Below are 19,136 nucleotides of genomic sequence, written 5' to 3'. Positions count from 1 at the left end.
GCGCCTCGCCGGCGCCACCGCGGGGTCCCGTCGTGCGCACAATTCACCGGCCGTTCACGGACCGCACACATATGGCGGGGCCCGACTATGGCGCCTGGTGGCACCCTAGAAGTCCCAGTCCTCGTCTTGAGTGACCACGGCCTTGCCGATCACGTAGCTCGACCCCGAGCCGGAGAAGAAGTCGTGGTTCTCGTCGGCATTGGGCGACAGCGCCGAAAGGATCGCCGGGTTCACGTCGGTCTCATCGCGCGGGAACAGGGCCTCGTAGCCGAGGTTCATCAACGCCTTGTTTGCGTTGTAGCGCAAGAACTTCTTGACATCCTCGGTCAGCCCGACCTCGTCGTAGAGATCCTGGGTGTACTCGACTTCGTTGTCATATAGCTCGAAGAGCAGCTCGTAGGTGTAGTCCTTGAGCTCGGTACGCCGGGCCTCGTCGGCGGCCGCAAGCCCGCGCTGGAACTTGTAGCCGACGTAGTAGCCGTGCACGGCCTCATCGCGGATGATCAGCCGGATCATGTCAGCCGTGTTGGTCAGCTTGGCCCGGCTCGACCAGTACATCGGCAGGTAGAAGCCCGAGTAGAACAGGAAGCTTTCCAGCAGCGTGGAGGCCACCTTGCGCTTGAGCGGGTCATCGCCCCGGTAGTATTCGAGCACGATCTCCGCCTTGCGCTGCAGGTTGGAGTTTTCCTCCGACCAGCGGAACGCGTCGTCAATCTCGGCGGTCGAGCACAGGGTGGAGAAAATCTGGCTGTAGCTCTTGGCGTGCACCGACTCCATGAACGCGATGTTGGTCAGCACCGCCTCCTCGTGGGGAGTCAGCGCGTCGGGGATCAAGCTGACCGCACCCACGGTGCCCTGAATCGTGTCCAGCATCGTCAGACCCGTGAACACCCGCATGGTCAGCTGCTTTTCACCGGCGGTCAGCGTGCCCCAGGAGGGGATGTCGTTGGATACCGGGACCTTCTCTGGCAGCCAGAAGTTGCCGGTCAACCGGTCCCAGACCTCGGCGTCTTTCTCGTCTTGGACGCGGTTCCAGTTGATCGCGGAGACGCGGTCGATCAGCTTTGCATTTCCAGTCACCGGAACTCCACTCCTCCAGGGCGATTGGGCCAAATTGGGACGAATTGGCCAGCGCGTTGCTTAGGCCACAAACACTACCCGTAAGGGCCGACAAGGCGGCGCAACACAAGAAGTTGTGTTTGCGTGTCGCCAACCAAGCGGCCCGGAATCCAGGGCAGCCGCGCTACCAGGGCCTATCCAGAAGCTGATCAATCATGTACCGTTTGGTACATGATTACCGAACACAGTGTCGAAATCGATGCGCCACCAGAAACCGTCTGGGCGGTTTTCAGCGATGTTGAACGCTGGCCCGAATGGACCGCCTCGGTGACCTCGCTGACCGCACTGGATGGGCCCGGCCTCGCCGTGGGCAAACGGTTCGCGATCAAGCAACCGAGGATGACCAAACTCGTCTGGAAGGTCACCGAGATCGATCCGGGCGTCTCGTGGACATGGGAACAGCGCGGCCCCGGCGCCCTGGCCTACGCACGCCACGACGTCACCCCCCTGCCCGGCGGCCGGACGCTGGTGCGCCAGCAAATCGACCAGCGCGGCGCATTCGGCTCCGTGGTCGGCCGGCTGATGACCAGCATGACCAAGCGCTACCTCGACATGGAGGCCAGCGGCCTGAAGAGCAGAGCCGAGCAACTCGGGCGTGCCCGTGGCGCGCACGCCTGACCTACAGCGGCGCAGACAGCTACTGGACGCTCTGGTCGAGGACTTCGCCACGCACGGGGTCGGCGACCGATCGCTGCGCGACGTTGCGGCGGCGGTCGGCACAAGCCATCGAATGCTGCTGCACCACTTTGGATCTCGAGACAATCTACTGGTGGCCGTGGTCGAAGAGGTCGAGCGTCGACAGATGAGTCTGTTGCCCGAATTGCCGACCAGCCCGGCGGAAAGTTTCACCGCGATGTGGGCCGATGTGCGTCGGCCCGAGCTGCGCCAGCTCGAGCGTCTGTTCTTCGAGTGCTACTCCCGCGCCGCGCAGGGCGAAAAGCGATTCGCTCAGATGGTTCCCCGCGCGGTCTACGGCTGGCTGGCCGAGGCCAACGCCCTCACCGAGGGGTCGGCCGATCCCGCGCTGGTACGACTCGGGCTGGCGGTCATCCGTGGCCTGTTGCTCGACCTCGTTGCCACCGACGACGACGCCGGCGTGGACGCGGCCGCACGGGCCTTCGCCCAACTACTCAGCCGTTGACCGAGCTCTTAGCGCCGGCCTTGAAGAATTGATACTCCTCGGGTTTGACCGACCGAGTGGCCAGCCAGTACTGCCAGGTGTAGCCACACCAGAGCACGGTGTTGCGCCCGTGCTCATCGAGATACCAGCTGCTGCATCCGCCGCTGTTCCACACCGAGCCCGCCAGCCTGCGTTGCAGCTCCTCGTTGAAACGATCCTGCGCAGCCCGAGTGGGAGCCAGCGCTTGGGCACCCCGCTTGTCGCACTTGGCGATCGCATCGGCGACGTAGTGGATCTGCGATTCGATCATGAAGACCACCGAATTGTGCCCCAATCCGGTGTTCGGGCCGAGCAGGAAAAACAGGTTGGGGACATCGGCGACGGCGATGCCGCGGTGAGCGCCGATGCCCTCCCGGTTCCACCGGTCGACCAGGTCCTCGCCGTGCTGCCCCTTGATCTGAACGTAGGTATAGGAGTCGGTGACGTGAAACCCGGTGGCGTACACGATCACGTCGGTCTGATGTTCGACACCGTCGGCGGTCACGATGCCATTGCGGGTGATTCGCGCGATGCGGTCGGTGATCAGGCGCGTCTTCGGGTTCGCAACGGCCGGGTAGTAGCTCGACGAGTTCAGGATTCGCTTACAGCCGATGCGGTAATGCGGGGTGAGTTTGCGGCGCAGCTCACGATCCTTCACCGAGCGGCGGATGTTGTACTTGGCATAGGCCTCACCGACTTTGAGCACATTCGGCCGCTTGGTCATGCCGAAGGCCAACGCCTCCTGCGCCCAGTAGATCCCCAGGCGCGACAGTGCGCGCAGCCCTGGAACGTTCTCCATGGCCCGGCGCAGCGCCGGCGGAATCTCCGGATTGGAGCGCGGTACCACCCACGGCGGGGTGCGCTGGTAGAGCTGCAGTTCGCCGACCTGCTCGACGATCTCGGGAACGATCTGGATCGCGCTGGCGCCGGTGCCGATGATCGCCACCCGCTTGCCGGTCAGATCCACGCTGTGGTCCCACTCGGCTGAATGGAACGCCGGTCCCGCGAATTCTTCGCGGCCCTCGATCTCGGGCAAGGAAGGAATGTGCAGCGCACCGGCCCCCGAGATGAGGAACTGGGCGACATATTCGCGCCCATCGCTGGTGAACACATGCCAACGGCACTCTTCGTCATCCCAATAGGCGCGGTCGATCAGGGAGTTGAACTCGACGTAGCGGCGCAGCCCGTATTTCTCGGTAACCCCTTTGAGGTAGTCCCAGATCTCGGGTTGATAGGAGAACGGGTTGCGCCAGTCCGGCTTGGGCTCGAACGAGAACGAGTACAGGTGTGAAGGGATATCGCAGGCACAACCTGGATAGCTGTTGTCACGCCAGGTTCCACCCACGTCATCGGATTTCTCCAAGATGACGAAGTCAACGCCTTGTTTTTGGAGCGCGATGGCCGTGCCGAGACCGGAGAACCCGGTGCCGATGATGACCGAGCGGGTCTTGACTGGCGGTGTGGGCGCCTGCGGTTCCCCGGATGCTGTTGTTTCTGTGCTGGGGATCACGACATCGGTCATGGCGGTCTTTCCTGTTGTGTGAGTACGCGCAGTTACGACGATAGGCGTCTACCTGAACGCGAATACCCGGTACCCCCGGTATCGGATAACGCGAGTGTTATCGATAGCCGCAACGATGTCAACGGCGGTCGGCAGTCGGCGCAGGTACCGCGTCGTGAATCGGCTTGTCGGGGTCCATCGCAATGCCGAGCGCTTCCGCGGTGCCCACGATGACGCCCATCATGATCGTGGTCAGATGCGCGACGAACTGATCGTGCGGCATGCGCCGCGGACTGTCCGGTTCCGGCCCCAACCACCATTCGGTGGCCGACGCCGCCGACCCGAAGGCGGCGAAGGCGGCGAGTTCGAAGGCCGCACGGTTCAGCTCCATCTCGCGCAGCTCGTTGTTGAACATCTCCGCGAAGGTCAGCGTGATCTCTCGGCCTTCGTTGAGGGTCCGCACCGTCGCCTCGGATTGGGTCGCGAAGCGACCCTGGATGAACACGCGCAGCACGTTGGGATGTTTGTCGACCAGGCTGACGTACTCTTCGACACTGCGCCGGATCACCTCGCGGGCCGAGTCGGTGGCCAGGTTGATCGACGGGAAGATCGACGTCCACAACATGTCGCGCAGACGCTCCCTGATCGCGACGAAGAGATCGGACTTGTCGGTGAAGTGCCGGTAGATCTTGGGCTTGGCGGTGCCGGCTTCCTCAGCGATTTCGCGGACACTGAGTTCGGGCCCCAACCGGTCGATGGCACGAAAGGCCGCTTCGACGATCTCGTTGCGGACCTTCTTGCGGTGCTCGCGCCACCGTTCACTGCGTGCGTCGACTTTCACCCCCGCGTCTGCATTGGGGTGGGCTCGGCTTATTCTCCGCACGTCAAATACCTTACCGTGTAGCAGTTGCTGACCTGGGCAGACATGACATGCCGCCAGGGCGGATCGCGCGGCTCGAGACGCCTCGAACCCGCGGTCGACTTACCTTCTGCGGGCCTAGAGCATGCAGGACACGCAGCCGGCGACCTCGGTTCCCTCCAACGCCATCTGCCGCAGCCTGATGTAGTACAGGGTTTTGATCCCTTTGCGCCAGGCGTAAATCTGCGCCTTGTTGACGTCGCGGGTGGTGGCGGTGTCCTTGAAGAACAACGTCAACGAAAGCCCTTGGTCCACATGCTCAGTGGCGGCCGCATAGGTGTCGATGATCTTCTCGTAGCCGATTTCATAGGCATCCTGGTAGTAGTCCAGGTTCTCGTTGGTCATGTAGGGCGCCGGGTAGTAGACGCGACCGATCTTGCCTTCTTTGCGGATCTCGACCTTGGAGACGATGGGGTGGATCGACGAGGTCGAGTGGTTGATGTAGGAAATCGACCCGGTCGGCGGCACCGCTTGCAGGTTCTGGTTGTAGATGCCGTGAGCTTGCACGGACTCCTTCAACCGCTGCCAGTCGTCCTGGTTGGGAATGCGGATGCCCGCGTCGGCGAAGAGCTGGCGCACCTTCTCGGTTTTCGGCTCCCAAACCCGTTCGGTGTACTTGTCGAAGAACTCCCCCGATGCGTACTTGGATTGGTCGAAACCCTTGAAGCGCGTGCCGCGTTCGACCGCGATTCGGTTGGACGCCCGCAGCGCGTGGTAGAGCACCGCATAGAAGTAGATGTTGGTGAAGTCAACGCCTTCTTCGGAGCCGTAGAAGATGTGTTCGCGGGCCAGGTAGCCGTGCAGGTTCATCTGTCCCAGACCGATGGCGTGGGAGTCGTTGTTCCCCTGCTCGATTGAGGGCACCGAGGTGATGTGCGTCTGGTCGCTGACCGCCGTCAGCGACCGGATCGCCACCTCGATGGTCTGGGCGAAGTCCGGGGAATCCATGGTCCTGGCGATGTTCAGTGAGCCCAGGTTGCAGGAAATGTCCTTGCCCACCTTGGCGTACGACAAGTCGTCGTTGAACAACGACGGCGTGGACACCTGCAGGATCTCCGAGCACAGGTTGCTGTGGGTGATCTTGCCTTCAATGGGGTTGGCCCGGTTCACCGTGTCTTCGAACATGATGTAGGGGTAGCCGGACTCGAACTGCAGCTCGGCCAGCGTCTGAAAGAACTCTCGCGCTTTGATCTTGGTCTTGCGGATGCGCGAGTCGTCGACCATCTCGTAGTACTTCTCGGTCACCGAGATGTCGGCGAACGGCACACCGTAGACGCGTTCGACGTCGTAGGGCGAGAAGAGGTACATGTCGTCGTTGCGCTTGGCCAACTCGAAGGTGATGTCCGGGATCACCACCCCCAGGCTCAGGGTCTTGATCCGGATCTTCTCGTCGGCGTTCTCGCGCTTGGTGTCCAGGAAGCGGTAGATGTCGGGATGGTGCGCGTGCAGGTACACCGCGCCGGCACCCTGACGCGCCCCCAACTGATTGGCGTAGGAGAACGAGTCCTCGAGCAGCTTCATGATCGGGATGACGCCCGACGACTGATTCTCGATGTTTTTGATCGGCGCACCATGCTCGCGGATGTTGGTCAGCAGCAGCGCTACTCCCCCACCCCGCTTGGACAGCTGCAACGCGGAGTTGATCGATCGTCCGATCGACTCCATGTTGTCCTCGATGCGCAGCAGAAAGCAGCTCACCGGCTCGCCGCGCTGCTTCTTGCCGGAGTTCAAAAAGGTCGGCGTGGCCGGCTGGAACCGACCGTCGATGATTTCGTCGACGAGCTTCTCGGCCAACGTCGCGTCACCGGAGGCCAGCGTCAGCGCCACCATGACCACGCGGTCCTCGAAGCGTTCCAGGTAGCGCTTGCCGTCGAAGGTCTTCAACGTGTAGGAGGTGTAGTACTTGAACGCCCCCAAGAACGTCGGGAACCGGAACTTCTTTGCATAGGCGCGATCGAGCAGCGTCTTGACGAAGTTGCGCGAGTACTGATCGAGCACCTCACGCTCGTAGTAGTTCTCGCGGATCAGATAGTCGAGCTTCTCGTCCTGGTTATGGAAGAAGACCGTGTTCTGGTTGACGTGCTGCAGGAAAAACTGACGTGCGGCAAGAACGTCCCTGTCGAACTGAATCTTGCCGTCCGCGTCGTACAGATTCAGCATCGCGTTGAGCGCGTGGTAGTCCGTTTCCCCCGGCAGCGCGTGCGCGCTGGTGGTTACAGGCTCTGCAGTGACGGTTGGTGACACGTCTGTTCCTTCCAGAAATCGGCAAGTCCCGCGCGGACGGCGGCGACGTCGTCCGCGGTACCCATCAGTTCGAAGCGGTAGAGATACGGAACACCGCATTTGCGGGACACCACGTTGCCCGCATAGGCGAATTCGGCACCGAAGTTGTTGTTGCCGGCGGCGATCACGCCCCGGATCAGCGACCGGTTGTGTTCGTTGTTCAAAAAGGCGATGACCTGTTTGGGGACATAGCCGCCGGCGTTGGAGCCCAGACCGAGGTCCGGGTTAGCCCGGCCGCCCCCGTAGGTGGGCAGTATCAGCACGTACGGCTCGTCGACCTCGATACGGCCGTGCAGGGGTATCCGCGTGGCGGGAAGACCTAGCTTCTGCACGAAGCGGTGGGTGTTCTCCGAGACGCTGGAGAAATAGACCAGGTTGCACGGCTCCACCACAGCCTCCTTCGCTATCGTCTGCCCCGCTCTGCGCTCGGCGCCGCTATGCGCTCAGCGCCGACTTGGCGAGCGCCTTGATGCGGTCGGGCCGAAAACCGGACCAGTGGTCGTCGCCGGCCACCACGACGGGCGCCTGCAGGTAGCCCAGCGCCATCACGTAGTCGCGCGCCTCCGGGTCCAGGCTGATGTCGACCTTGTCGTAGTCGATGCCCTGCTTGTCCAGCGCCTTGTAGGTGGCGCTGCACTGGACGCATGCGGGCTTGGTGTACACGGTGATGGTCATGGGTGTACCGCTCCTTTCCGGAAGTCGGGGAGTCTGGCCTGTTGGGACTGGCAACGATTTGGGTTGTGCATCTTCGCTATGTTTCAGCGGCCCGGCAAGCCCCCAGATACCCGTTGCGCGGCCGCCATGTCCGTCGACCTGGCGATGCCGATCCCGGGAAGTTCCTCGAATCCCGTGAATCTGCTGGGAACCGGTGAACCTGGGTTCTGTCGGTCCTCGAAACACTACACCTAGGGGGTGACAACGAGAAGAGATACAAGATGTTCGGAATGACATTTTTGAAATTCCCTGGTCGTGAGGCTGTGTCGGACGTCGGCACGGCGTGTCGCAGATCACAAATCCGCCGGCCGCGTCGTCCACGAATGGTGTACCACCGACCACCGACAGCGGCGCGGTCCAGTCGCACCGATCCGACCAGCAGCAAACGCGCCGATGTGCCGTCCGGCGGCGCTGCGCTCGTAGCCCCTGGCGCCCGGGCCACCGGCGCAAACGCCGGCCGCGCTACGTGCGACTAGGGACCGGTCCCCCTGAAGAAGAAGCCGGAGAGTCTGGTTCCGGCGTTGGCGACCCCGGAGACGAAGGCCGGCGTCACCGAGCCCGTGTTGCCGAACCCGGAGATAGTACTGCCCAGGTTCAAGGTGCCCGACTGCAGTGCGCCGACATTGAGTAGGCCGGAGCTGCCCGCACCGGTAACCGAGGCGAAGTTCAGGAAGCCTGAATTGCCGACGCCGTAGTTGCCCACCCCGGACTCGCTGCCCTCCCCCGAGTTGAGCAGACCAGACGATGGGTTGGTGTTCGAGTTGAAGAAGCCCGGAGTCCCGTCGATCAGACCTTGGTGGTCGCCATCGACGAAGAAGCCGTTGCTGTAGTTGCCGGAAATGAACGCGCCGGTGTTGACGTCGCCGCTGTTGGCCAGGCCGGTGTTGTAGTCGCCCGAGTTGAGGTAACCGGTGTTGTGATCACCGGAGTTGAAGCTGCCGGTGTTGGTGCTGCCCGTGTTGAAGCCGCCGGAGTTGTAGTTGCCCGCGTTGCCCACACCGGTGTTGACCAGGCCCGTGTTGAACAGGCCGGTGTTGGTGGCGCCCGCGTTGCCGATGCCGGTGTTGTAGTCACCGGAGTTGCCGAACCCGAAGCTGCCGGTGCCCGAGTTGAACAACCCGATGTTGTCGGTGCCCGAGTTGAACAACCCGATGTTGTCGGTGCCCGAGTTGAACAACCCGATGTTGCCGGCGCCCGAGTTCAGCGCCCCGAACCCGACCTGCCCATCCCCGCTGAGCCCAATCCCGATGTTGTTGCTGCCGGTATTGGCGAAACCGAAATTGTTGAAGCCGGCGTTGCCCACACCCACGTTGTGGTCACCCGCATTGCCGAAACCAACATTCGAGTCACCCAGGTTCCCCAGGCCGATGTTGTAGTCACCCAGGTTGCCCGGACCGATGTTGTGGTCGCCCAGGTTCCCGAAGCCAAGGTTGAGGCTGCCCACATTGCCGCCACCGACGTTGCCGAAACCGATGTTTCCGCTGCCAATGTTTGCACTGCCGAAGTTTGCGCCGCCCAGGTTGAGGTCGCCGATGTTTGCGCTACCCAGGTTTGCAAAACCAAGGTTCGCGAAGCCCAAGTTATGAATCCTGCTGGCCCCGCGGAACACGCCCGCTAGGTCGACGCCCGTATTTGCGATACCCGAAACATTGGCCACCGCTGTCGGATCCAGCGTGGTCGAGTTGTATATGCCGGATATGGTATTGCCCACGTTGGCCATGCCGGACTGCAGTGCGCCATCGTTGATCAAGCCGGAGTTTCCGAGGCCGCCGATACCGGTGTTTGCGAAGCCGGAGCTATTGGCTCCGAGGTTGATCAGACCCGAGAGGTTGCCCGCACCGGAGTTGAAAAAGCCCGAGGTAGGACCGGTTCCGGAGTTGAAGAAGCCCGACGAGGGGCTGGTGGTCGAGTTGGCGAATCCGGGGCCGGGGAAGCTGAACAGCGGAATTTCGTAGGGACCGAACGTTCTGGGACCCACTTCGTAGTGATAGAGCTGATCCCAAACAAAATTCAGCGCAATGGGGTCGGTGGTGGTCTCATCGACGGTGATCGGGCCAAAATCATAGAAAATCGGGATGGGGGTTCCGTTGATATATACCAACGCATCCAGGGGCAAACTGGGAATCGTGAACTCTTGTATGGTGATGGGTCCGATGGCGCCGGTGAATGGTATGTACACGGGAATATCGAGGGTGCCGTATGCGGGGAACTCGGACACCGTGATCGAGTAGGACCAACCGACCAAGTTCTGATAATCGCCTCTGGCGAAGAATCCGTTGCTGTAATTTCCGGAGATGAATGCGCCCGTGTTGACGTCACCGGCATTGACAAAACCGGTGTTGTAGTCGCCCGAGTTGAGGTAACCGGTGTTGTAGTCACCCTGGTTGAGCCCGCCGGTGTTGTAGTCGCCCGGGTTGAAGCTGCCGGTGTTGGTGCTGCCCGTGTTGAAGCCGCCGGAGTTGTAGTTGCCCGCGTTGCCCACACCGGTGTTGACCAGGCCCGCATTCAACAGGCCGGTGTTGGTGGCGCCCGCGTTGCCGATGCCGGTGTTGTAGTCACCGGAGTCGCCGATCCCGAAGTTGCCCGTCCCCGAATTGAACAACCCGATGTTGTCGGTCCCGGAGTTGAACAACCCGATATTGCCGGTGCCCGAGTTCAGTGCCCCGAACCTGACCTGCTCATCCCCACTGAGCCCAATCCCGATGTTGTTGCTGCCCGTATTGGCGAAACCGAAATTGTTGAAGCCGGCATTGGCCACACCCACGTTGTGGTCACCCGCATTGCCGAAACCAATACTCGAGTCACCCAGGCTCCCCAGGCAGGGCTCCGGCGTTGTTGATTAGCAGGCTTGTGAGCTGGGGAATTGTGGATTGAGGAGGTCTAGGCGGCGGTTGGCGGTCAAAGCGGTGATCCGGCAGGCTTCGGCGATGTTGTCGGCGCCGTTGAGGCGGTGCAGATTGATCGCGGTGTTGCGTAGCGTTGCTAGGACCTGTGCGCCGTTTCCGGTATGTGCCCTTTGACGGTCTTCGTCGAAGGTGACGTGGCGTATCCAGTGCAGGCTGTTCTCGATTCCCCAGTGTTGACGCATCCAGGTCATGATCGCGGTAGGGCGGGCGTGCTCGAACGGCAGGCTGCAGATGGCATAGACCACCTCCACGCTGCGCTGGTCGGTGGCGGTGATCAAGCGTTCACGAGTGATCCGGATGATTTGTTTTGCGTAGGGGAAGCCGATTCCTCGTGCAGCGGTGATGATTTGCAGGGTGCGGGTCTCGACACGGCCGTGGCCGCGGGAGTCGTCGGTAGCGGCTGCGGGCACCTCGGCCCAGGGCAGCGCGGTGATACGCGCAAGTATTTTGGCTTGGTTGGACTTGACGATCATCAGGTAGTGCGACTTCAAGGTGGCGCAGATCAACTTCGCGGTGACGACCTGGGCATGCATCGCATCCACGGTGACCAGCCACCGCAAGCTACCCGGCAGCAGCGTGAGCAGGGCACGTACGCAGGGAATTTCATTGCTTTTCTCGGCGACAGCGAGTTGACCGAGCACCAATCGGGCACGGTGGGCGAACACCGACACGAGATGCGTGGCTGTCGCTTTGGCGCGTAAAGCACCACGCAGCATCTTGCCGTCCAACGCGATCGGCACCAATCCACTGGGGTCGCTGCTGGCCACGTGTGCAGTGAAGTAACTGCCCATCCTGGCGTTGAGGTCGGCGGGGTCTAGCCGAGACAAAACAGCGCGGAAGGTCTTCTCACTGGGCCGCCGGAACCGGACCCCTAATTGGGCCAACACATCATCGGGAGCGGTGGCCGCCCATGTGGCAAAACCAGCATAGCCGCGCATCCCCGCGGCAGTGGCCAGAACCGCGATCGCCAACAAAGCCATCAGCGAATACCTCCGACCGCGTGGGCCCCTCGGGTCTGGCACCGAGGCCAACACATCGAAAAACTTCGATCCGATGAGCTCGCTGCGCTCACCAGGACTCCAGCGGTCGAACACCTCTGGAACCGACGACACAGGCAATACTGAAACGGTAGGCACGGGCAACTCCAGACCAACGACGAACAGTAACCAACTCGATCGTTCTCCAGATAGCCCGTGCCTACACTCCGGCCCCAATAGCCCGGCACCAAAGATCATCAACCCAGCTCACAAGCCTGCTAATCAACAACGCCGGAGCCCTGGAACCTCGACGGGCCCAATTTCACCGGTGGCATGCAGGCGCAATGTGGCAGGACCGATTTCGAAAGAAAGTACGGGGCCCGTAATGTTGATCTGCGGGATGGTGATCGGGCCCAGATACAGCAAGTCGATTCCGATCACGGTGACCGATTGCCGGGGAATGACAAAGCTTGCAATGGACCTGGGTCCGATGTCTTCGGTAAACGGTATGTCCAGACTATAAGTCTCGTTGATATTGATCGGAATCGCTGGGATCGTGACCGAGTAAGAAATTCCGGCGCCCTGGTGGTCGCCGCGCCAGAAGGCGCCGTTGCTGTAATTGCCGGAGATGAACGCGCCGGTGTTGACGTCGCCGCTGTTGGCCAGACCGGTGTTGTAGTTACCCGGGTTGAGGTAGCCGGTGTTGTAGTCACCGGAATTGAAGCTGCCGGTGTTGGTGTGCCCGGCGTTAAAGCCACCGGAGTTGTAGTTGCCCGCGTTGCCCACACCGGTGTTGACCAGGCCCGCATTCAACAGGCCGGTGTTGGTGGCGCCCGCGTTGCCGATGCCGGTGTTGTAGTCACCGGAGTTGCCGATCCCGAAGTTGCCCGTCCCCGAATTGAACAACCCGATGTTGTCGGTGCCCGAGTTGAACAACCCGATGTTGCCGGCGCCCGAGTTCAGCGCCCCGAACCCGACCTGCCCATCCCCGCTGAGCCCAATCCCGATGTTGTTGCTGCCGGTATTGGCGAAACCGAAATTGTTGAAGCCGGCGTTGCCCACACCCACGTTGTGGTCACCCGCATTGCCGAAACCAACACTGGAATCACCCAGGTTGCCCAGGCCGATGTTGTAATCACCCAGGTTGCCCGGACCGATGTTGTAGCTGCCGCGGTTGCCCGAGCCCACATTGATGCCGCCGATATTGTCGCTACCGACGTTGCCGGAACCGATATTGCCCAAGCCCAGATTGAAATCGCCGATATTTGCCAAGCCCACATTTCCCTGGCCGGCGTTTGCGAAGCCCACATTGAAGCTGATCGACCTGGCGACCGAACCAAGAGCCGCGGCGGGAGCCGCCAGGCCCGCCAGGGTTTGGGTTGGCCAGCTCAACGGGGTCAGCGCGGCGGCAACCGACGAGGCCCCGGCATGGTAATCAAGCATCGCCACCACGTCCTGGGCCCACATCTGCTCATACTGAGCTTCAGCGGTTGCGATGGCCGGGGCGTTTTGCCCGAACAGGTTGGAGCCAACCAACGACACGATCTGAGCGCGGTTGGCAGCCACCAGCCCCGGCTGGACCGTCACAGCCCGCGCGGCCTCGAACACTTGCGCCGCGGTTTTGGCCTGTTCGGCCGCCTGTTCGGCGTGCGCCCCGGACGCACTCAGCCATCCGACATAGGAAGCGGCCACGTCCGACATCACCGCCGCCGCCGGCCCCCGCCACGAATTGCCCGTCAGGCCCGATGTCACCGCCAAGAACGCTGCTGCCGCCGAGCGCAACTCGGCGGCCAACCCGGTCCAGGCGGTCGCAGCAGCCAGCACCGGCCCGGACCCCGCGCCGCTAAATAATCGCGCCGAGTTGATCTCCGGCGGCAGCACCGCAAAATTCATTCGTCACCCGGTCCGTGGTCGACCGGAACCATCCCAGTGGCCAGACTAATCGCGTTGCGTCGATCCGAGGCGCTCTTGCGCGTAGCCCGCCGCGCCACCTCGGCCGGCGACCAAAGCCGTGATGCAAGTGGCCACCTGCCGCTGACCGCTTTGCTGGCCGCGCATCTCAAGCCCCCGCCTCCTCGCAATCGCTCCAGTCTCAACCCGGCAGCTGCCGAGCCGGAGGTGGTTTGCGGAGGACTCTACGACAGGCCGTGCGCGGATGGTGAATATCCGCGAAGCCGCCTCTGGACGACTTCCAGAAACCACCCCTGGGAGCAATCTTGCCACACCCAAAAGAGGTCACCTGACACAATCATTCACATTGGCTGCGGCAGGCAAAGTGGCTAGCGCACAATAGAATCCGATTCTAGAGCGCGGCTCGGTCGGTGGGGTGCGAGTCGGCGTTCGGGCCCAGTCCGCTAATCCCACCGACCGCCAGGTCAGCCGACTTCGGCCGCGAGCTTGGCAATGATGTCACGTACGTTCGCCGTTACCTCGGAGTTGTCTGCGGGCGGGTTTCCCTCCAACGTCAGGAACGGCACCGAGAGTTTGATCGCGTCGCTGACGCGAGCACCGGCGATGCCAAATGATTTGCGGGTGTCGTCATGTGCCCATACCCCGCCGTACCGGCCGAAGGCCCCTCCGATGACCGCCAATGGCTTGTCCTTCAACGCGCCGTCGCCGAACGGCCGGGACAGCCAGTCGATCGCATTCTTGATGACTGCGGGGATGCTGCCGTTGTATTCCGGCGTGACCACCAGCGCGGCATCGGACTGCGCGGCCACCTCGCGTAACGCGGATACCGGCGCGGGCACCTGGTCGGGCGTATCGATGTCTTCGTTGTAGAAGGGCAAGTCCCCCAGGCCTTCGAAGACCGTGACGCTGACGCCGTCGGGTGCAACGTCGGCCGCGAGTTGAGCGATCTGGCGGTTGATAGACGCCACACGCAGGCTGCCCACTAGCGCCAAGACTTTGATGTCGGACGTTGTCTGTGCCACTGGCCCGTTCCCTTCACTGGTTGGTCTTCATTGTTGCAATATCTAAACGGACTATGGTCCGATTTATTCCAACCAAGCTACAGTGCTGGGGTGAGCGGCGTCGAGGGGCTGGGAGAGCTGCCCGTATCCGCTCGCCAGGAACGCGGTGACGCGGCGCGCAATCGTGAGCTGTTGCTGCAAGCGGCACGCCGCCTGGTCGCCAAGCGCGGCGCGGAAGCCGTCACCACCGATGACATCGCCGCCGAGGCGGGCGTCGGCAAGGGCACCCTGTTTCGCCGGTTCGGCAGTCGCGCCGGCCTGATGATGGTGCTGCTCGACGAAGACGAGCGCGCCAGTCAGCAGGCGTTCCTGTTCGGTCCGCCACCGCTGGGCCCCGAGGCCGCACCACTGGACCGCCTCATCGCGTTCGGTCGCGAGCGGATCTGCTTCGTTCACGCTCACCACGAGCTGCTCTCGGAAGCCAATCGCAATCCGCTGACCCGCTACGGCGCGGCGGCCTCGGTGCACCGTAGACACGTGCGGGTGCTCTTGGAGTCGGCAGACACCACGGGTGATCTTGATGTCCAAACCGATGCCCTGCTGGCCCTACTCGACGTCGACTATGTCGAACATCAGCTCAACGATCGCGGCCACACCCTGCGCACGCTCGGTGACGCATGGGAGGACCTGGCTCGCAAGCTGTGCGGCCGATGACCAGCGGCTCAGCATTGCGACGCAGGCTCGCGACGACAGGTCACTCGCGCTGCGGCAGGGCCACCGGTTTGGGTTTGAGCGCGCGCGTGAAGATCACGTTGACCTGGCGCATCGCCACGCTGTACGGCCACCATGCGAGCCGCTTGAACGCGTAAAGCGCGCGGATATCAGCCGAGGTGTAGACCAGATACCTGTTTCTGGCGACCCCGGCCAGGATCTTCTCGGCGGCCTTTTCCGGCGAAACGGCATGGCCGCTGAAGCGGTTCACCCAGCGGTTCACCTGCGGGTCTTCGCGGTCGACGCCGGCGATTTCGACCGTATCGACCAATGGGGTGTCCACCGCACCCGGCACCACGACCGACACACCGATCCGATGGCGCGCCAGGTCGAAGCGCAGCACTTCAGACAGTCCGCGCAGACCGTACTTGCTGGCGCTGTAGGCGGCGTGCCAGGGCAGCGCGACCAGCCCCGCCGCCGAGGACACGTTGACCAAATGCCCGCCCCGACCAGCCGCAACCATCGGCGGGACGAAAGTCTCGATCACATGGATCGGACCCATCAGATTGACGGCGACCATCTTGCTCCAGTGTTCGTGTGACAGCCGGTCCACGGTCCCCCACGCCGAAATGCCGGCGATGTTGAGCACCACGTCCATGCTGGGGTGGCTGGCGTGGATGTCGGCCGCGAAGGCGGCCACCTCGTCGTAGTCGGAGATATCCAGAACGCGATGCTCGGGCACCTGCGCACCGAGCGCGCGGGCCGCCGACACGGTCTGCGCCAAACCGTCACCGTCGCGATCGGTCAAATACAGTTCGGCGCCCTGCTCAGCAAGCCGCAAAGCGGTAGCGCGGCCGATACCGCTGGCCGCCCCCGTGACAAGACACCGCTTTCCCGCGAAATACCGCCGCTGCGCCATGGCGGTGACGATACCGGCGGTAACGGCGCGCGCCGCTCGGCCCAGACCACCGGGATCCTTCCGACCGCCCCGTCAGGTCCGGATCGGACCACCCCAGAGCGCGTTGAGCCACATCTGCTCGAGCACCCGCACCCTGCGCTCCAAGTCACTGTCGCGACCCACCAACAGCGCGTCCCCGGTCAACATCAGTGCGGTGGTGGCCGTCAGCGTGCGAATCAGCGTCGGCAGGTCTTCACTGATCGGGTTCGCGGTGCCGGCCCGCATCTCGGCATCGATGACACCGACAATTTCGCGCAACACCACGTCGAATTGCTGATCGAGAATGTCGCGAATCTCAATGTCGGCGTGTCTCGCGGCATTGCAGGCCATCATCACCGGGTCGTTGTGCGTGTAGACGATCGCCGCACTACCAACCATCCGCTTGGCGAACTCCTGCGGCGACTCACCGGGCTGGCGGGGCGCAAAATACTGCGTGCGCTCTTCGAGTTCCTCAACCGCCTCCGCCATGAGCTGCGCGAGCACCGAGTACTTGGAATCGAAATAGAAGTAGAAGCCTGAGCGGGCCACGCCGGCGCGGTTACTGATCGTGGCGACCGACAACTCCGCGAACGGCCGCTCCTCGAGGAGTTCGCGCACCGCCTGCAAGATCGCCTGTCGCTGCTTGTCGCCTCGTCGTCGCAACGTCGGCCCACGCTGCTTCTCATCGGCGGCCTGGCCGTTCACCATTCGATCACCCTCCGACCATGCACCAAGCCGCACGAAAAGGAAACTTGACAGCCGTCAAGTTCGTCCTGAGGATAGGTGGAAGTGACGGCTGCCACAACGAAGGAGCGCCAGTGGCCACTATCAGTACCCCGGCATACCTCCTCGACCAAGCCCAGCGTCGGCTGACCCCGTCGTTCAACAATTTCCCCGGCATGGGCATGGTCGAGCGCTGGCTACTCAAGACGCAATTTCCCGAAACCACGCTCGCCGATCCCCCACCGGGCAGTGACCTCAAGCCGGTTGTCGGTGATGCAGGATTGCCCATCCTGGGGCACCTCATCGAGATGTTGCGCGGCGGACCCGACTACTTGATGTTCCTGTACCGAACCAAGGGCCCGGTTGTATTCGGCGACTCGCCGGTGCTGCCGGCCGTCGTCGCCCTGGGGCCCGACGCCGCCCAGGTCATCTACTCCAACCGCAACAAGGACTATTCGCAACAAGGCTGGGTCCCGGTGATCGGGCCGTTCTTTCGCCGCGGGCTGATGCTGCTGGACTTCGAAGAACACATGTTCCACCGCCGGATCATGCAGGAGGCATTCGTCCGGTCCCGGCTGGTTGGCTACGTCGAGCACATGGACGAGGTGGCATCGCGAGCCATCGCCGGAGAGTGGGCCACCAACGACGCGCGCTTCCTGCTCTATCCCGCGATGAAGAAGCTGACCCTTGACATCGCGTCCATGGTCTTCATGGGCCACGAACCGGGCACCGACCACGAGCTGGTGACCAAGGTGAACCGGGCGTTCACCACGACGACCCGCGCGGGCAACGCGGTGATCCGCACCAGCGTGCCACCGTTCACCTGGTGGCGAGGGATACGGGCGAGGCAGCTTCTGGAAAACTACTTCGCCGCCCGGGTCACCGAACGGCGCGGCCAGGAGGGCAACGACCTACTCACGGTGCTGTGCCATACCGCCGACGAGGACGGCAACCGGTTCTCCGACCAGGACATCGTCAACCACATGATCTTCTTGATGATGGCGGCCCATGACACGTCGACGTCGACGGCCACGACGATGGCCTACCACCTGGCCGCCCATCCGGAGTGGCAGCAGCGCTGCCGGGACGAATCGGACCGCCTCGGTGACGGACCACTCGACATCGAGGCGCTGGAAAAGCTGGAGTCCCTCGATCTGGTGATGAACGAGTCGATCCGCTTGGTGACCCCGGTCCAATGGGCGATGCGGCAGACCGTGCGGGATACGGAGCTGCTGGGCTACTACCTACCCAAAGGCACCAACGTCATCGCATACCCGGGGATGAACCATCGCCTGCCCGAATTCTGGACGGATCCAATGACATTCGACCCGGATCGGTTCGCCGAGCCGCGCAACGAACACAAGCGGCACCGCTACGCGTTCACACCGTTTGGCGGCGGCGCGCACAAATGCCTCGGCATGGTGTTCGGTCAATTGGAGATCAAGACGATCCTGCACCGATTGCTGCGCCGCTACCGCCTGGAGCTCGCCCGGCCGGACTACCGTGCGTGCTGGGACTACGGAGGTATGCCCGCCCCCAAGGACGGGATGCCGATCGTGTTGCGTCCGCTCTGATCACCCGCCCACCAGCCGAGCCGGACATCAGTCGAGCAGCCGGTTGGCGCAGGCGATCAGCGCACGCAGCGCGGATTGAGTCGGGTCCTGCGACCAGCCCATAGCCCACTGGGAGCGCACCCCGTTGGTTCCGCAGATGAACGTCGCGGTGTGTGGGCCGGATTGCACCTGATGGAATTTCAGCGTCTCGACCATGATCGCGCGGTCGTGCAGCATCGCGGTCAGGGCCGCCATCGGGCCGCCCGCGGCGGCAGTCGAGGTGTTCATCTGATCCCCGACGGCGATCATCGCGCGGAAGCTGCGGGCCTGCGGCCCCAGCCGCCCGGATGGCCGATCCGCGTCGGTGCACTCCCAGTGCCCCAACCGGACCGGACCGCCGGTGCGACCATAGGTCGCGACAAAGCGATCCCATGACATCGTGGCGGCCTGCTCGCGCAGTCCGCGCGGCAAATCGACGCCGAAGATTCCCGCGAAATGTGCTCGCGCGCCGGGCTTGCGCGCCGAACCGTCGATCGGTTCGGGGTCGAGGTCCAGATCGAAAGTGGTGAGCAGAGTCATGGTGGCGGTCTTCTCTGATTCGCAGGAACGACCGACGGCAGTAGCTTCCGACCCACAGCGGGGGGTCGGTCTGGATCAGACCCCGCTGCGGGTGCTGGCTACTACGGCACGCTCGAGAAGAAGCACGAACGGTGACACTAGAC

At 62.9% G+C, this 19,136-nt stretch carries 16 protein-coding genes and 1 pseudogene; 4 read left to right on the top strand and 13 right to left on the bottom strand.

Translation table 11 applies throughout. The features are described 5' to 3' along the window. Positions 1-105 precede the first annotated feature (105 nt). Positions 106-1,080 carry a class 1b ribonucleoside-diphosphate reductase subunit beta gene (gene nrdF / locus SHTP_RS08220; RefSeq protein WP_096370285.1) on the bottom strand — a complete coding sequence of 325 codons (975 nt, stop codon included), beginning with the start codon at positions 1,078-1,080 and terminating at the stop codon, positions 106-108. A gap of 210 nt (positions 1,081-1,290) precedes the next feature. Here nrdF and SHTP_RS08215 point away from each other — a divergent pair, with 210 nt between their 5' ends. After that, on the top strand, positions 1,291-1,737 hold the full coding sequence (locus SHTP_RS08215) for an SRPBCC family protein (RefSeq protein WP_096370284.1): 447 nt from the start codon (positions 1,291-1,293) through the stop codon (positions 1,735-1,737). Further along, a complete protein-coding gene (locus SHTP_RS08210) occupies positions 1,721-2,260 on the top strand; it encodes a TetR/AcrR family transcriptional regulator (RefSeq protein WP_096372385.1) in 540 nt (179 codons plus the stop codon). The genes SHTP_RS08215 and SHTP_RS08210 overlap by 17 nt, the downstream gene beginning before the upstream one ends. On the opposite strand, the gene SHTP_RS08205 is transcribed toward SHTP_RS08210, so the two are convergent. The 9 genes and pseudogenes from SHTP_RS08205 to SHTP_RS08165 form a co-directional block, all read right to left on the bottom strand. Further along, positions 2,250-3,800, bottom strand: coding sequence for a flavin-containing monooxygenase (locus SHTP_RS08205; RefSeq protein ID WP_231991323.1), 1,551 nt, complete (start codon positions 3,798-3,800; stop codon positions 2,250-2,252). The genes SHTP_RS08210 and SHTP_RS08205 overlap by 11 nt on opposite strands. Before the next feature lie 118 nt (positions 3,801-3,918). Continuing rightward, positions 3,919-4,662, bottom strand: a complete 744-nt coding sequence (locus SHTP_RS08200; protein ID WP_015355078.1) for a TetR/AcrR family transcriptional regulator — start codon at positions 4,660-4,662, stop codon at positions 3,919-3,921. A gap of 114 nt (positions 4,663-4,776) precedes the next feature. Further along, positions 4,777-6,942: a class 1b ribonucleoside-diphosphate reductase subunit alpha gene (nrdE, locus tag SHTP_RS08195; RefSeq protein ID WP_096370283.1), complete on the bottom strand. Its 2,166-nt coding sequence runs from the start codon at positions 6,940-6,942 to the stop codon at positions 4,777-4,779. Next, on the bottom strand, positions 6,912-7,370 hold the full coding sequence (nrdI, locus tag SHTP_RS08190; protein ID WP_096370282.1) for a class Ib ribonucleoside-diphosphate reductase assembly flavoprotein NrdI: 459 nt from the start codon (positions 7,368-7,370) through the stop codon (positions 6,912-6,914). Before nrdI ends, nrdE begins: the two co-directional genes overlap by 31 nt. 46 nt (positions 7,371-7,416) lie before the next feature. Beyond that, positions 7,417-7,656, bottom strand: coding sequence for a redoxin NrdH (locus SHTP_RS08185; protein WP_012393468.1), 240 nt, complete (start codon positions 7,654-7,656; stop codon positions 7,417-7,419). Between the two features lie 511 nt (positions 7,657-8,167). After that, positions 8,168-10,510, bottom strand: a pseudogene (locus tag SHTP_RS08180) (beta strand repeat-containing protein); the annotation flags it as partial. A 24-nt stretch (positions 10,511-10,534) separates the two neighbouring features. Then, positions 10,535-11,737 (bottom strand): ISAs1-like element IS2404/ISMul1 family transposase, encoded by a 1,203-nt coding sequence (locus SHTP_RS08175; protein ID WP_420872972.1) that lies wholly within the window; start codon positions 11,735-11,737, stop codon positions 10,535-10,537. A gap of 123 nt (positions 11,738-11,860) precedes the next feature. Beyond that, positions 11,861-13,471 (bottom strand): PPE family protein, encoded by a 1,611-nt coding sequence (locus SHTP_RS08170; protein WP_420872925.1) that lies wholly within the window; start codon positions 13,469-13,471, stop codon positions 11,861-11,863. Positions 13,472-13,953: 482 nt separating this feature from the next. Continuing rightward, positions 13,954-14,511, bottom strand: coding sequence for an NAD(P)H-dependent oxidoreductase (locus SHTP_RS08165; RefSeq protein ID WP_096370280.1), 558 nt, complete (start codon positions 14,509-14,511; stop codon positions 13,954-13,956). Positions 14,512-14,601: 90 nt separating this feature from the next. Between SHTP_RS08165 and SHTP_RS08160 the strand changes: the two genes are divergently transcribed. Beyond that, positions 14,602-15,204, top strand: a complete 603-nt coding sequence (locus tag SHTP_RS08160; RefSeq protein ID WP_012393465.1) for a TetR/AcrR family transcriptional regulator — start codon at positions 14,602-14,604, stop codon at positions 15,202-15,204. Positions 15,205-15,244: 40 nt separating this feature from the next. Here SHTP_RS08160 and SHTP_RS08155 read toward each other — a convergent pair whose 3' ends face one another. Next, entirely contained in the window at positions 15,245-16,120 is an 876-nt protein-coding gene (locus tag SHTP_RS08155) for an SDR family oxidoreductase (RefSeq protein ID WP_011741183.1), read from the bottom strand. A 72-nt stretch (positions 16,121-16,192) separates the two neighbouring features. Beyond that, positions 16,193-16,843, bottom strand: coding sequence for a TetR/AcrR family transcriptional regulator (locus tag SHTP_RS08150; RefSeq protein ID WP_096372383.1), 651 nt, complete (start codon positions 16,841-16,843; stop codon positions 16,193-16,195). A gap of 113 nt (positions 16,844-16,956) precedes the next feature. On the opposite strand from SHTP_RS08150, the gene SHTP_RS08145 reads away from it, so the two are divergent. Beyond that, positions 16,957-18,435 (top strand): cytochrome P450, encoded by a 1,479-nt coding sequence (locus SHTP_RS08145; protein WP_096372382.1) that lies wholly within the window; start codon positions 16,957-16,959, stop codon positions 18,433-18,435. Positions 18,436-18,462: 27 nt separating this feature from the next. Here the strand turns inward: SHTP_RS08145 and SHTP_RS08140 are convergent, their stop codons facing one another. Continuing rightward, positions 18,463-18,993 (bottom strand): 2-isopropylmalate synthase, encoded by a 531-nt coding sequence (locus SHTP_RS08140; protein ID WP_096370279.1) that lies wholly within the window; start codon positions 18,991-18,993, stop codon positions 18,463-18,465. Positions 18,994-19,136: the final 143 nt, after the last annotated feature.

The organism is Mycobacterium ulcerans subsp. shinshuense (genome assembly GCF_002355775.1).
Lineage (GTDB): Bacteria > Actinomycetota > Actinomycetes > Mycobacteriales > Mycobacteriaceae > Mycobacterium > Mycobacterium marinum.
Note: the sequence above shows the minus strand (reverse complement) of the source record. Positions and strands in the feature narration are given on the sequence as shown.

Bases quoted from the DNA above. Each gene is read 5' to 3' on its own strand.
- SHTP_RS08215 (WP_096370284.1), top strand. From the start codon at position 1,291: ATGATTACCGAACACAGTGTCGAAATCGATGCGCCACCAGAAACCGTC.
- SHTP_RS08205 (WP_231991323.1), bottom strand. From the start codon at position 3,800: ATGACCGATGTCGTGATCCCCAGCACAGAAACAACAGCATCCGGGGAA.
- SHTP_RS08185 (WP_012393468.1), bottom strand. From the start codon at position 7,656: ATGACCATCACCGTGTACACCAAGCCCGCATGCGTCCAGTGCAGCGCC.
- SHTP_RS08170 (WP_420872925.1), bottom strand. From the start codon at position 13,471: ATGAATTTTGCGGTGCTGCCGCCGGAGATCAACTCGGCGCGATTATTT.
- SHTP_RS08155 (WP_011741183.1), bottom strand. From the start codon at position 16,120: ATGGCGCAGCGGCGGTATTTCGCGGGAAAGCGGTGTCTTGTCACGGGG.
- SHTP_RS08140 (WP_096370279.1), bottom strand. From the start codon at position 18,993: ATGACTCTGCTCACCACTTTCGATCTGGACCTCGACCCCGAACCGATC.